The sequence below is a fragment of the Neobacillus bataviensis LMG 21833 genome (assembly GCF_000307875.1).
In the GTDB taxonomy this organism is placed as follows: Bacteria; Bacillota; Bacilli; order Bacillales; family Cytobacillaceae; genus Neobacillus; species Neobacillus bataviensis.
The window spans coordinates 1-13,758 of the sequence record NZ_AJLS01000183.1 but is presented as its reverse complement, the minus strand read 5'-3'; the positions used below and the strand labels follow the sequence as shown (position 1 = coordinate 13,758).

Below are 13,758 nucleotides of genomic sequence, written 5' to 3'. Positions count from 1 at the left end.
ACTATAAAGAAAATACAGTAAATTCAGATTAGTGGTTTGCACAGAAGAATTAATGAAATACAGGTTATCAAAAGCAGGAAATATATTTTCAATAATAAGGAGGGGTGGTAAATACTTCTTTATGTAAACGCTGCCAGTGTTTTCTGCATATAAAAATTCTACTAATGAGGGTGAAGGTAAATGCAAAAATATGAAAATAGCTTAGAATTTGCTAAAAAGAAAGATTGTGAAGACGTATTAAGGGATATACGGGAACGATTTTGTATCCAGGAAAACACGATTTATATGGATGGAAATTCATTAGGGCTGTGCTCGAAAGATGCTAAAGAGGCCTTATATCATGTGATTGATATGTGGGAGAAACATGGAATTGGTATTTGGGACATCGAGGATAGTAAGTATTTTCTTTATCAAAAGGTTCTTGGTGAAAAACTTGCCCAATTGATCAACGCAGATGGTGATGAAGTAACAGTAATGACGAATACAACCATTAATATCCACCAAGGGATTAGTACATTTTATAAACCTACACAAGACCGTTACAAAATCTTAGTTGATGACTTGAATTTTCCTACAGATCGATATGCTGTTGACAGTCAAGTAAGACTAAAAGGGTATGATCCAAAAGATGCGGTTAAGGTCATTAAGAGTTCTGATGGAAATTTTATTTCTGAGGACTCAATTATTGAGGGAATGACAGAAGATGTGGCATTAATCTTGCTGCCATCCGTATTATACAGAAGTGCGCAGCTGCTTGATATGGAACGTATAACAAAGGAAGCACATAAAAGAGGGATTATTATTGGCTGGGATTTATGCCATTCTATTGGAGCCATTCCGCATGATTTCAAAAATATCAATCCGGATTTTGCAGTATGGTGCAATTATAAATATTTGTCTGCCGGACCAGGTGCGATAGCCGGTTTCTACATTAATAAAAGCCACTTTGAAAAGGAACCTGGATTAGCAGGATGGCATGGAAATAATAAAGATACGCAGTTCAAACTGCTAAATGAGTTTGATCATGAACAAAACGCTCATGGATGGCAAACAGGAACCCAGCCGTTATTTTCAATGGCACCACTAGAGGGAGTCCTCAATATTTATCATGAGGTTGGTATGGAAAAGATTCGTGCGAAATCACTAGATCTTACCGCCTATTTGATGGAACTTGTCGATGAACGTTTAGTGAAGTATGGGTACAAAATTGGAAACCCTCGAGAAGATCATAACCGCGGCGGTCATGTTTGTCTTGAACACGAGGAAGCATACCGCATTTGTAAAGCACTTAAAGATCATGGCATAGTACCAGACTACCGTGAACCGAACGTTATAAGGCTTGCGCCAGTGCCACTTTATGTTTCATTTGAGGAAGTCTTTCGACTGGTAGAAATACTGGAGGAAATAGCGATTAATGGAGAATATGAACAGTATAGCAATAAACGTACTCTTGTTGTATAGGCCCAAAAAGAATTCAGTGGAATAGGATGGGGGTGGCAGTGGCAGCCCCACTGCCACTATCTAAAATGTATTGGACATCAAGTCGAAAATAATATAGACATAACGTCGGTATTATATTATGATTCGAATTATTGGAATATATAGAATGTTCAACCGGTATTTATAGTGAGATTAGTAGAAGTAGAGAATCATTTATAGTAACTCAATACCAGCTTTAAAGAAAAAAAGGAGGTTTTAAATAATGTCAAATGTAAAAAAGCCTAATTTTCTTCAGGCTCTACTTCCATTAATCATTCTAATGGTCGTGGCTGTATTTTCCATCTCACAATGGAAAACGGGTATGTATATACCGTTATTATCCGGTATTGTCTTTACTGCATTGCTTGGTTTATACCTAGGCCACAAATGGACTGATATAGAAAAGTTTATCATCGAGGGCGTTTCCCGAGCATTATTACCACTATTTATTTTATTTATGATTGGATTAATTGTTGGAACATGGATTTTAAGTGGTGCCATTCCTACTTTAATCTATTATTCTTTAGATTTTATCAACCCGAGTATCTTTATTCCCATCGTTGTGTTGGTCACAGGTGTATTAAGTATTTCAACAGGCAGTTCCTTTACGTCTATCTCAACGATCGGCTTGGCATTCATGGCCGTGGGTCAAGGAATGGGCTTTCCGCCGGCACTCGTTGCTGGAGCAGTCCTTTCAGGTGCCTACTTTGGTGATAAATTATCTCCATTATCGGACACGACCAACGTTGCACCTGCAGTTTCAGATACCGACCTTTTTAGTCACATTAAACATATGCTGTGGGATACCATTCCGGCCTATTTCATTTCGGTCGTTATTTTCTACTTTGTAGGCTTACAGTATACGGTCGATTCAGCTAATTTTGATAAAATTAACGAAATGATGATTACCTTAAATAATTCATTTACCATAAGTCCAATTTTACTTCTTTTGCCTATCGTAACAATTTTATTAGTGTTAAAAAAATATCCAGTATTGCCTTCCTTGTTGATTATTAGTATCCTTGGAGGAATTATGGCTATGGTCATGCAGGGGAGCAGCATTGCACAGGTCATTCAATCGATGACCAGCGGCTATGCTGCGGATACAGGTATAAAAGAAGTCGATGCTTTGCTTAATAAGGGTGGTATTTTGTCCATGCTCAATATTGTTGGCCTCATTTTATTAGCAACAGCATTAGGCGGACTCTTAGAAGGGGTTCAGGTATTCCAAGTATTACTAAATACTTTAATTAACAAAGCTCGCTCAAGCAAATCACTTATTATGTTGACATTAACATCAGCGGCTATAATTGCATTGGCAAGCGGTTCTCAATTCCTTGTACTTATCCTTACGGGCAGGGCGTTTGCCAATACGTATAAAGAGCGGGGATTGGATACAGTAAACTTATCAAGGTGCCTTGAGGCTATTGGTACAGTTAGTATTAACCTTGTACCGTGGAGTGTAAACGCTGTCTTTGCCGCTGGGATTCTCGGGGTCAGTGCGATGGAATTTATTCCATTTAGTTATTTTATCTTGCTTGTGCCGATTATTAATATCATTTATGGGTTAACAGGATTTACTATTAAAAAGAAGACATATCCAGAAACGAATACGAATGGTTCAAGTAAGAATTCAGATATAGAGATTGTTGTTTAATAAATAAACATGAATATTCAGACTCAGGGATTTATTTTATAATAGAAAGGGACATCATACGATGTGCCTTTCTATCATTTGCTGATCATTTATGTTCCATAGTTTCATTGAGGTTTGAAAGTCTAGTTGGATTTTAGGAAGGTGGTACCAATGGTGAAGAACAATCAACCAAATATTGTAATGATATCCTGTGACCATTTAAGGGCGGATTTAATGGGCTGTGCTGGCAATGAAGTTATTCAAACCCCTCATATCGATTTGCTGGCAAAAAAAGGTGTCCGCTTTACTCAGGCATATTCTACTACACCTGTCTGTGTTCCAGCGCGTGCAACCGTTATGACAGGAATGGATGGGCACAGCCTGGATTTAACTGAATATCGTGAAGGTGTTGAACTTCCTGTTATAGAAACTCTGCCACAGCAGCTTAGTGATGCAGGCTATCAAACGATGGTAATCGGTAAAATGCACACCTATCCGGAAAGACGCAGGTATGGTTTTCACGAAATGATTTTATGGGAGGAAGGTCGACCATTTGGTGCACCATATGGAGAAAATAGAGGCTACGGAGACTATGAGCAATGGCTTGCAGAACAAGGATATCCCGGCATGGCTTTTGGACATGGAATGTCAATAAACGGGTATACGACAACACCGTGGCATTTACCAGACCATTTGCATCCTACTGAATGGATTGGGTATGAAACATGTAAACAAATTAAAAGACGGGATTGGACAAGTCCACTTTTTCTTTGGGCATCCTTTACAGCCCCGCATCCACCTCTGGTTCCTTTACAAAAGGATCTTTATATGTACGATCGAGATGAAATGCCGCGCCCTGTTATGGGAGAGTGGGCAGAAAATCATCCACTATTTCACCAATTAGGTTTATCGTTTGGCGAAACCATGACGGATAAACAAATTGATCTGGCATATCGGGCCTATTTTGCAATGGTTACACAAGTAGACAGGCAAATAAATAGAATAATAGGGACACTTCGTAATGAGGGCATCCTAGAAAATACTTGGTTTATCTTTACTTCAGATCATGGAGATAACCTTGGTGACCATCAACTTTGGCAGAAAACGAATTTCTTAAAAGGCTCTTGTAACATTCCGCTTATTATCACTCCGCCATTGGTCGGTTTCGGAGAACAATCAAATGAACTTTTACATTCAGATTGGCTGCCGGGGAGAGTGAATGATTCAGTCGTAGGATTGGAAGATATTTTACCAACATGCTGTGAAATTGGCGGAGCAGAAATTCCAGGTCATATTGATGGGCAAAGTCTGATACCACTTGTAAATAACTCTGCTAGTAGTGTTCGAAATGTTATACTAGGAGAGTACGGTTCCTTAGGTAAGCGCTCTCTTATGGTAACGGATGGAAAACAGAAATATATTTGGTATGAAGAAGATGGATTTGAATTACTTTTTGATATTCAAAAAGATCCGAATGAAATAACCAACTTAGTTACGATGCAGCCTGAAATGAGAAACGGCTGGAAAGAAAAATTAATTGACATCTTATCAACTCGTAAACATGATCCGGCTATTTTCAATCATAATCTAAGAGCTTCCTCGTCGGAACTTGAATTATCCTCTTTAGAAAAAGAAAAGAGAAAAAATGCCTATCCCTTTTTCCATCCAATGGGATTACACTAATTTACTAACGAGTAACTATCCACGAGTAACTCACTAAAGAGCTAAAATCTACTACTGTATTAATCTTTTTAAGTATATGATTTTCTGGAATTTTATCGTATAATTCAGAGTCAAAACTGGATTGCTTTGGCTCTAGTCGAAGCACAAGGACCCCTCTAATGGTCGGTATTTGGTCGTACCTATTATACCATTTAGGGGGTTTTTTCGTGGATAAAAGATATAAAGTAAATGGATAAACTCTCTTTTAATAACATATAAAGACTTTTTCACCGGTCTCGAACAGTCCCTGTGGAGCATAAATGTTCGAGGAATTGAACATATTTCAATTTGTTTCACATACAGCAACATTGTTGTTGTGTACAAAATCAAAGTTGATTACTATAAGTGTAATAAATTATCTGAATAGTAGGAGGAATAATCAAATGATTGAACAGGTAGTAGCAACGAATACAGTTAAACCAATTGATTGCCTGCATTTTATTAATGGAAAATACATTCCTCCCACTAATGGCAGGGTATTTTAAAATATTAATCCAGCCACTAAAGAAATATTAGGAACCGTTGCAGAAGGTGGGGAGGAAGAAATAAATCTGGCTGTTCAAGTAGCAAAAATAGAACTGAGAGGTCCGTGGAAAAAGTTCACAACTGATGAACGAATCAAATTTTTGCTGACTCTGATTTAGATGAAGTCATTGAAACAACGCTGAAATCTAGTTTTGTAAATCAAGGGGAAGTATGCATGTGTGGTTCACGTATATATGTAGAAAGATCAGTTTACGATCAATTTCTAGAGAAGTTTGTAGCAAAAACAAAAGATTTGGTTGTTGGTGATCTACTTAATTCAAAGACAAATGATGGCGCTCTTATTTCCGAAGAGCATTTTCATCGAGTAAAGAGTTACATTGAAATGTTCCTTCGTGATTTAAGAACACCATTCGGGGGAATGAAACATAGTGGAATCGGTCGTGAAGGCGGAGCACATAGCATGGAGTTTTATTCAGAACTGAAAAATATTTGTATAAAATTATAATTAATATTTACCGAAACCATATTTGATTTTGTCGGGAATTGTTAAATAAGAATGGCTGCATTCTAACCTTATTTGGTTCTGAATGCAGCCTTTTTTTTATCTGGGATGCTGGCTTATTTTGTCCGCTACACTGGTTCTATTCAAGTAATACAATCAAATCGTTAACTATTTAACAAATATCTCGGATAGTTTTACAAATATCATGAAAGTTTTTTTGAAATGTTAATAGGTTTACAGTTTGAAAACGATTACAGTATTAATATTAAATTAAGCAAATCAATCAATAGATGGTAAAAATATAAAGGTGGGATAGATGAATATGGGAATTCGTACAGGTGAACAGTATATCAATGCAGTAAAGTCGAGAAAACCAGAGGTTTGGTTGGAAGGAAGAAAAGTTGAAAATATATTAGATGAGCCCGTATTAAAGCAGGCAGTCATTGAAATAGCAAAATTATATGATCTGCAGCATGATCCCGAATATCAAGAACAGATTACTCATATCTGCGAAGAAACTGGAGAAAGAGTAAACAATGCATTTTTAGTACCAAGAAGTTATGAAGATTTAATTAAACGCAGAACGGCATTTGAAGCCTATGCAGAAGCTACATTTGGTTTGATGGGAAGATCTCCTGACTTTTTAAATGTAGTCCTTACCTCCTTGTATAGTAACGCTCATTTCTTAGAAAAGTATAATCCTCAATGGGGAGAAAATATCCGTGATTATTATAAATATATCCGTGATAATGATTTGTTTTTAACCCATGCGATTGTCAATCCTCAAAATGATCGCAGGAAGTCTTCACATGAACAAAAGGATATGTTTACTCATTTAGGTGTTGTTGAGGAAACAGTAGATGGTCTTATCGTAAGGGGAGCAAAGTTTTTAGCAACACTTGCCCCAGTGACAGATGAAGTGATTATCTATACTTTCCCTGGGTTCCAACCTGGAGATGAACGGTATGCTATCTCATTTGCACTTCCTATTGATACGCCAGGACTTCGAATTATTTGCCGTGAATCGATGCAAGATGGAAAACGTCCATTATTTGACCATCCATTAGCCTCACGTTTTGAGGAAATTGATGCATTACTTGTGTTTAAGGATGTTTTAATTCCTTGGGATCGAGTGTTTCTTTATAACAATGTTGAAGCTGCGAATCTACTTTATCCAAAAACGGGAATTGCTCAACAACCTTCTCATCAGTCAGCAGTAAGAGGACTTGTAAAGTTACAATTTGCCGCAGAAGTAGCAGCTAGATTGGCTGATTCAATTGGTGTCGATGCATATTTACATGTACAAGAAAAACTCGGAGAATTATTCCAGTCTGTGGAAACCATTAGAGCATTGTTACATGCTGCCGAATATGAATATGAGACTACACCAGAGGGTGAGGTAATGCCAAATGGAGTTACTCTTGAAACGATTCGTGGTCACATGCCAAATATGTATCCACGTGCTATTGAAGTAATGCAAATTTTAGGAGCAGGTGGGCTATTGCTTTCCCCAACAGGTGCTGATTTTGAAAGTGAAGAATTAAGGGAAGATTTAGATCGTTATTATGTCGGAAGAGAAGGTATTTCTGGGGTCGAACGTGTAAGCATATTTAAATTAGCTTGGGATTTATGTGGTGAAGCATTTGGACAGCGTTTACTTCAATATGAACGCTATTATACTGGCGATCCAATACGAAAGAAAGCTATATTCTACAATAATATTAAAAGGAATAGTAAGTTTGATATGGTAGATGAAGCATTAAAAGTAGGTCAGTTGAAGGAACTATCAAATAAGTAATATCTATATTTACAATTTAAAGGTATTTTGGATGATCTCGAAAACAATTTATCTGAATATGGAAATACGTTTATTCGATAGACAGGATATTGTTTTCTGAGGAGGTAAGCGATATAGAAACATATTCAGAAGGAAGTTTAAAGCTGTCTGGATCAGTTATAGCCATCGGAGCATTTGATGGAGTTCATCAAGGGCATCAGACCGTGATTGGAGAAGCGGTGGAAAGATCTAAAGTGCTAAGAGTACCGAGTTTGGTATACACTTTCGATCCTCCACCCCGATTTTACTTTCAGGGGGTTCGTATTTTAACTCCAGTGAAAGAGAAACTGACTTTGATCAAACAGTTAGAGGTTGATTATGTAGTAGTAGCAAAGTTTGATGAATTTTATATATCTCGTCCGCCTATTGATTTTATAAAATATTTAAAACGCCTTAATCCATTAGAAATCATTGTGGGCAGTGACTTTCGTTTTGGCAAAAATCGAGAGGGAGATATCAATCTCCTTCGAACTTATTTCAATGTTCGGGTCATGAAACCAGTTTGTTGTTCTGGAGGAAAGGTTATTTCATCTACAAGAATACGAGAACTGATTTCTCAGGGACAGATGGAAGAATCAGTTGCTTTACTAGGACGTTAGTCAATTCATTCAATAAGTTTGCAAGCGTTAGAATGGAGGGTTCTTATGTATGACGCTGATTTTATCATTATAGGTTCAGGACATAATGGATTGACTACTGCATTAATGCTGGCTCGAGAAGGTTATAAGGTACTAGTCCTTGAACGTTCCAAGCTGCCTGGTGGAGCTGCAAAAACTTCCGAGGTGACAATAAAGGGGTTCCGGCATGATTTATTTGCCACGAATATTGGATTATTTCTTGGATCACCAATCTACAAGGAAATGGGCAAACAACTGCATGAAAAAGGATTGGAAGTAGTCATTGCGGATAAACCGTTTGCCAGTGCTTTTCCCGATGGCGATGTGGTCCGGGTTTATATGGATAAGCTGAAGACCCTAAATGAATTTGCTAGACAGTCTTTGAAGGACGCCGAATCATGGAAACAGCTGCTTGCCTATTTTGAACAGGTTTCTCCTTATCTAATGTCTTTATCACAAAAGGAGATGCCTTCGTGGCCGTTAGTTCGGGAAGTGTATAAATTATACAGGAACGTTGGCAGGGACGGTGTCCTTGACTTGGTAAAAATGCTTCTTTCTACTTCTCGTCAATTTACCGAATCGTGGTTTGAATCAGAGAAGATCAAATCTTTGTTTATTCCTTGGGGATTTCATCTGGATTATGCTCCTGATGTTGCAGGAGGAGCGATGTTTCCATTCCTTGAAGTTCCGTTAGACTACAAGAACGGCATGGCGTTGGCAAAAGGCGGTATAAGCAATATGATTAACGCCATGGTTTCTTTGTTAGAATCGATGGGAGGCAAAGTGGAGCTGGGGAGACAGGTAGAGCAAATATTGCTTGAAAATGGACGGGCTGTAGGTGTCATATTGGGGGATGGACAAAAAGTCTATGCTCAACATGCCGTAATCGCCAATATTCATCCATCACAGCTAATTGAAAAATTAGTTCCGGTTGAAGCGCTTCCTTCTATTTACGTGCAAAAGGCTCGGAAATTTCAGAATGGGCCGGGCACCATGATGATCCATATGGCATTGGATGGCCCATTGAAATGGAATGCCAGTGAGGACCTTTCCCAATTTTGTTACGTGCATATTTGTCCCTATACATCCGATGTTGCACAGACCTATACGGATGCTTTAAACCAAAGGCTTCCAGCCAGCCCAATGCTTGTCATCGGACAACAATCCGCTGTTGATTCGTCCCGCGCTCCAGAAGGAAAGCATACTTTGTGGGTTCAGGTGCGTGCTCTCCCGTATAGGCCGAAGTCAGATGCATTGGATCTTATTCATCCCGATACTTGGGAGAATATAAAGGAACAATATGCAGAAAGGGTCATTGATAAAATTTCGCATTATGCACCTGACATCAAACAGAAAATATTATCAGCCTGTACTATGTCTCCGGCTGATTTAGTAAAAGAAAATCCTAATCTTGTTGGTGGGGATAGTGTGGGAGGAAGCCACCAACTCCAGCAAAATTACTTATTTCGTCCGATCCCAGGAAGGTCTAAGTACGACACACCCATTGAAGGACTTTATCTTGTTGGAGCTTCCACTTGGCCGGGCGCAGGATTAAATGCCACTTCCGGTTATTTGTTAGCTAAACGCCTGCTTAGAAAAAACTTTAAGAGAAAAAAACAACTTGAATCGGTACATTAAGAAAAGGGTTTCGGTCTTAATCTATGTAGTCTTTAAGTATATAAGGCTTATAAATATATATTTTTCTATTTTTAATCTGAAGTATACCGTCTTCCTCCCACTTCTTCAAAATTTTATAAATGGTTATACGGGTCAAACCGGTAAAATCAGATAATTCTTGTTGTGTTAAATCGATTTCAACATCTTTGTAAATATCGATTAATTTTAATAAGCAAAAGGCTACCTGATTCTCCGTTGGAATACTCTTTACATTTATATCAGAAAGAAGAAGTTTTACTTTGTCTATTATAGAATTAACAACTAAATTTTCGATTTCAGGATAATCTTGAATTAGCTTATTATATGTTTGTATTGAAAAGTAATATAAAATTGAATCCTTTATGACAGTGGCAGTAGAAAAATAAGGCATTCCATTAAGTACCTGTTCACCGATTAATGTCCCGGAAGTGGGAATATCTATAATTCTAGTATTTTTTTTATAATCTGTAGTGGTAATTTTAACAAATCCATCCTTTAAAAAGTAAAATCCCTGTCCTTTTTCATTTTGTTGAAATAGAATCGTTTTTTTTCTTATAAATATTCTTTCTGCGTACCTTAAGTAAGGTTCTATGAAATGTTTATTTTGCTTATCTGTGGTATACTGCGACAATAAAAATCCCCCCTTGTTGAAATGTGGAAAAATAAATAGATACGATTTTTATCCACAAATGAACGCTATTTTTGAAAGTGCTTTCATTTGTTTGGTTGTTATACACGAAAAGTACAATATTTTTTAAACTAATTCTTCGTATGACATGCTTGATGAGAAGGTTGAAGGGAGGATTCTAAAAAAGTTTTAAGTTTATTTATGTCTAGTAAATAAATATAGCCTTTATTTATTTCAATTAGACCATCCTGTTCTAGTTGTCTAATTATTTTATAAACAGTAATTCTCGAAGTCCCAATAAAATGCCCTAATGAGGTCCGACTAATTTTGATTTTAGGGTCTTCTTTTTTGAGATACAAGCCATATAGAAAATGAGCAAGTCGATATTCAGCTGGAGCAGTAAGAATATTTATTGATTCTGCCAATAATCGAACTTTCATTATTAAAGAATTTGTGCGAACACTTGCTGCTTCAGGAAGCTTGGCGCATAATTGGTTAAACATTAGGTTTGAAAAGAAATAGACGGTGGAGGAAATGGTAGCCTTTGCTGTATAGGTATAAGGCTCGTTTTGCATACCTTGTACACCAATTAATTCCCCTGGAGTGACGTAGTCAATGTCTCTCTCATGTCCTTCGCGCGAAATTACACTGATTTTTACTTCTCCTGCTAAAAGATAATAAAATCCTTTGCCTATTTCTCCGGGATGAAACAAAATTTCCTTTTTTTTATATACCTTTTTTTCTCCATACCCCATGGCGATAAAGGAATCCCAACTAAGTTCATTATTATTCATTGATATGTCACCACCATTCAAAATCAATTAGGTTAAATAAAGATTAATAGTTAATTTCATAACAATATATTAATTAATATTATACCAAAGGTATTAGAATATTAAAATTATTTTGGAGTTAACATACTTAACCTTGAGTGTGTGATGGTTCATTTGAAAATATTTTCAAACAAATAATACTTTGCATTTACCTTTGAATTTTGCAGGTTTTACTAACTTTTGAATCTGCGGTTTTGAAAGTATACCAATTACAGAGGAATCTAAGCTATCCTTTAAAAATTGTATTACTTTTGGCGCAACATCTTTGTTTGGGAAATCCTTAAGTGCTCCACCTTCTAAGCCTGGTGTAAGGTTAAACCAAAAATGGCCCTGACCTGGATACACTAGGGTTTTTACATTCAAACCTGATTCCTGAGTTAAGTTCTCAGAATGAGAAGGTGATGCTACGATATCCGAATCTCCCCAGATCAGGAAAAAGTCTGTATCAAAAGTAGGACTTGATATCGCATCTTCTATATAGTAATAGGTAGAGGCTTCTTTATATACGTTTGAGGCTTCATTAAAAGGTTTACCGATAAGTTTTTGAAACATTTGTGCCTCTCGGTTAGAGCCAGGATGTGTTAAATCATATACTCCATAAACACCTACACAAGCCTGAATTTTGTAGCTAGAACGCGCTTGTGACTGGAAGGAGAAAATACTACCGATATGGGCACCAGCAGAGTCCCCAATAACAGCCATTTTTAGAGGATCTATGTTAAATTCGTTGGCTTTGCCCACCAACCAGTTAGCTGCCTGATGGATATCATCTAGTACGCTAGGCCAAGTGGAATATTTTGAAGTAGCTAAGCGATAATTGACTGCCATTGCTACAAACCCAGACTGTGCCAAATAGGATCCCCATTCGGCATACATTTCCTTTGAGCCTGATTGAAAGGCTCCACCGTGAATTAGTATTACAACAGGCAGGTTTTCGCCTTTGTTGGGCATGTAAATATCCGCTGTTAACTTTTCTTGATCTGTTTCTCCATAAACTACATTTCTTTGAGCTCTCATTTGATTATCAACCATGTTCCATCTTCCTTTCTAAGGTAATTCCTTGGACGAAGGAAAGGGAAATTCAGGGTCGTTAATTGGTATAACGACTGTGAGATTCCCTTTAGTAAATATACTTAAATTATTTAGGTTGCTCGGATAATTGTCCGGCTCCTTTTACCCAATTAGTATTTACTGCTTCTTTATGGGTAGAGACAAATATTAATGCAATTGCAATAATGGCACCTGGGATACCAAATGCGATAAAGTTAAATTGCGAAGGGGCTGCTAAAGATAATAAAACTCCTCCAAATGTCGGACCAACTATTCCACCTATTCTTCCTACTCCGTTTGCAAATCCAAGAGCCGTTGAACGCACGTGATAAGGATAGTATTGTGATGTAAATGCATTTAGTAGATTTTGAGCCCCGGTAGTACAGATACCTGCTATCGCACTAAAAAGGTAAAGAAGCGGGATATTAGTTGTAAAACCAAGTAAAGATATAGCGAATGCGCCTGCTACATAAATGATAATGAGTTGTTTTTTTGCACCATTTTTATCGGCAAGTAATCCGAATACGACTGTTCCAAGAATAGCACTTGCATTAAGTACGATTAAAAAGGCAAGACCTGTTTGCAAACTAGGAACAGATTCCTTAATTAAAGACGGAAGCCATGTATTTAATCCAAATATCATTAATAGACCCATAAAATAGATAATCCAAAGCATTATTGTACTTAGGGCTAAATTATTTTTGAATAAATCTGGCAATGAAGCCTTTGGATGTACTGACATTTCAGATTTATCGGCAATAATGCGTTTACGATCAATACCAGGTACAAATCTTTCTAATACGCTTTCAAGCTTATCATTCTTTCCTTTTGCAGCTAAGAGATTTAAAGAATCGGGTACATATTTATAAATTAGAGGAATTAGCATTGAACTACCCACCACTTAACATCCCTTACGGGTTGTTTGAAGTGGGGGATTCTTTAAATAATAAGACATATATCATAGGAGCTTAAGATATATGACCGTCTCCCGTCCAACTAGGAGGCGGTTTTTCCACTTTTCAACTTCGACAAACCTTTTTGCTCCAAGTTTGTTAAAGTACCTGGAGCAAAGAATTCATTCGTAGAACGAAACTTGTCTATATCAAAAAGATCTGATTGATAGAACGCACAAACACGAACATCTTTCAGGATTTTAGAAATATACGCCCACTGCGCCCAATGATGCATACCAGTTATCTTCTCCGGTAAAAGTGCATGCAACACTGGTGGGAGTATCTCTTTAAAACCTAATGCCCTCCGGGCTATAACAAAACTAGCAGCTTCATGAATGGATATTCCAAAGCGCTTCATG

General features: G+C 37.3%; 11 protein-coding genes and 2 pseudogenes. 8 read left to right on the top strand and 5 right to left on the bottom strand.

Annotated elements, in window-relative coordinates; all coding sequences use genetic code 11:
• Nucleotides 1-180: 180 nt before the first annotated feature.
• The 8 genes and pseudogenes from kynU to BABA_RS24800 all read left to right on the top strand — a co-directional run bounded on the left by kynU (nucleotide 181) and on the right by BABA_RS24800 (nucleotide 9,917).
• Complete coding sequence (gene kynU, locus BABA_RS24830; protein ID WP_007088033.1) at nucleotides 181-1,461, top strand: kynureninase; 1,281 nt, start codon at nucleotides 181-183, stop codon at nucleotides 1,459-1,461.
• A gap of 241 nt (nucleotides 1,462-1,702) precedes the next feature.
• Complete coding sequence (gene nhaC / locus BABA_RS24825) at nucleotides 1,703-3,136, top strand: Na+/H+ antiporter NhaC (RefSeq protein WP_007088032.1); 1,434 nt, start codon at nucleotides 1,703-1,705, stop codon at nucleotides 3,134-3,136.
• 153 nt (nucleotides 3,137-3,289) lie between these two features.
• A complete protein-coding gene (locus BABA_RS24820; protein ID WP_157273259.1) occupies nucleotides 3,290-4,798 on the top strand; it encodes a sulfatase-like hydrolase/transferase in 1,509 nt (502 codons plus the stop codon).
• A gap of 527 nt (nucleotides 4,799-5,325) precedes the next feature.
• Nucleotides 5,326-5,481 carry an aldehyde dehydrogenase family protein gene (locus BABA_RS28580; RefSeq protein WP_420806029.1) on the top strand — a complete coding sequence of 52 codons (156 nt, stop codon included), beginning with the start codon at nucleotides 5,326-5,328 and terminating at the stop codon, nucleotides 5,479-5,481.
• Nucleotides 5,454-5,828 (top strand): annotated as a pseudogene (locus BABA_RS28575) (aldehyde dehydrogenase family protein); the annotation flags it as partial. The gene BABA_RS28580 and the pseudogene BABA_RS28575, both read left to right, overlap by 28 nt.
• 319 nt (nucleotides 5,829-6,147) lie before the next feature.
• Nucleotides 6,148-7,623 carry a 4-hydroxyphenylacetate 3-hydroxylase family protein gene (locus BABA_RS24810; protein ID WP_007088029.1) on the top strand — a complete coding sequence of 492 codons (1,476 nt, stop codon included), beginning with the start codon at nucleotides 6,148-6,150 and terminating at the stop codon, nucleotides 7,621-7,623.
• Nucleotides 7,624-7,736: 113 nt separating this feature from the next.
• Nucleotides 7,737-8,261, top strand: coding sequence for an FAD synthetase family protein (locus BABA_RS24805; protein ID WP_040347523.1), 525 nt, complete (start codon nucleotides 7,737-7,739; stop codon nucleotides 8,259-8,261).
• Nucleotides 8,262-8,306: 45 nt separating this feature from the next.
• On the top strand, nucleotides 8,307-9,917 hold the full coding sequence (locus BABA_RS24800) for a phytoene desaturase family protein (protein WP_007088027.1): 1,611 nt from the start codon (nucleotides 8,307-8,309) through the stop codon (nucleotides 9,915-9,917).
• Between the two features lie 16 nt (nucleotides 9,918-9,933).
• Here BABA_RS24800 and BABA_RS24795 read toward each other — a convergent pair whose 3' ends face one another.
• The 5 genes and pseudogenes from BABA_RS24795 to BABA_RS24775 form a co-directional block, all read right to left on the bottom strand.
• Nucleotides 9,934-10,566 carry a Crp/Fnr family transcriptional regulator gene (locus BABA_RS24795; RefSeq protein WP_007088026.1) on the bottom strand — a complete coding sequence of 211 codons (633 nt, stop codon included), beginning with the start codon at nucleotides 10,564-10,566 and terminating at the stop codon, nucleotides 9,934-9,936.
• Between the two features lie 128 nt (nucleotides 10,567-10,694).
• Nucleotides 10,695-11,357, bottom strand: coding sequence for a Crp/Fnr family transcriptional regulator (locus BABA_RS24790; RefSeq protein ID WP_007088025.1), 663 nt, complete (start codon nucleotides 11,355-11,357; stop codon nucleotides 10,695-10,697).
• A 165-nt stretch (nucleotides 11,358-11,522) separates the two neighbouring features.
• Nucleotides 11,523-12,428: an alpha/beta hydrolase gene (locus tag BABA_RS24785; protein ID WP_007088024.1), complete on the bottom strand. Its 906-nt coding sequence runs from the start codon at nucleotides 12,426-12,428 to the stop codon at nucleotides 11,523-11,525.
• 106 nt (nucleotides 12,429-12,534) lie between these two features.
• Nucleotides 12,535-13,344, bottom strand: a complete 810-nt coding sequence (locus BABA_RS24780) for an MFS transporter (protein ID WP_157273257.1) — start codon at nucleotides 13,342-13,344, stop codon at nucleotides 12,535-12,537.
• A gap of 98 nt (nucleotides 13,345-13,442) precedes the next feature.
• Nucleotides 13,443-13,758 (bottom strand): annotated as a pseudogene (locus BABA_RS24775) (hypothetical protein); the annotation flags it as partial.

What these genes read in the sequence shown, in the direction of transcription:
- nhaC (WP_007088032.1), top strand. Translation starts at nt 1,703, where the DNA reads ATGTCAAATGTAAAAAAGCCTAATTTTCTTCAGGCTCTACTTCCATTA.
- BABA_RS24810 (WP_007088029.1), top strand. Translation starts at nt 6,148, where the DNA reads ATGGGAATTCGTACAGGTGAACAGTATATCAATGCAGTAAAGTCGAGA.
- BABA_RS24785 (WP_007088024.1), bottom strand. Translation starts at nt 12,428, where the DNA reads ATGGTTGATAATCAAATGAGAGCTCAAAGAAATGTAGTTTATGGAGAA.
- kynU (WP_007088033.1), top strand. Translation starts at nt 181, where the DNA reads ATGCAAAAATATGAAAATAGCTTAGAATTTGCTAAAAAGAAAGATTGT.
- BABA_RS24800 (WP_007088027.1), top strand. Translation starts at nt 8,307, where the DNA reads ATGTATGACGCTGATTTTATCATTATAGGTTCAGGACATAATGGATTG.
- BABA_RS24790 (WP_007088025.1), bottom strand. Translation starts at nt 11,357, where the DNA reads ATGAATAATAATGAACTTAGTTGGGATTCCTTTATCGCCATGGGGTAT.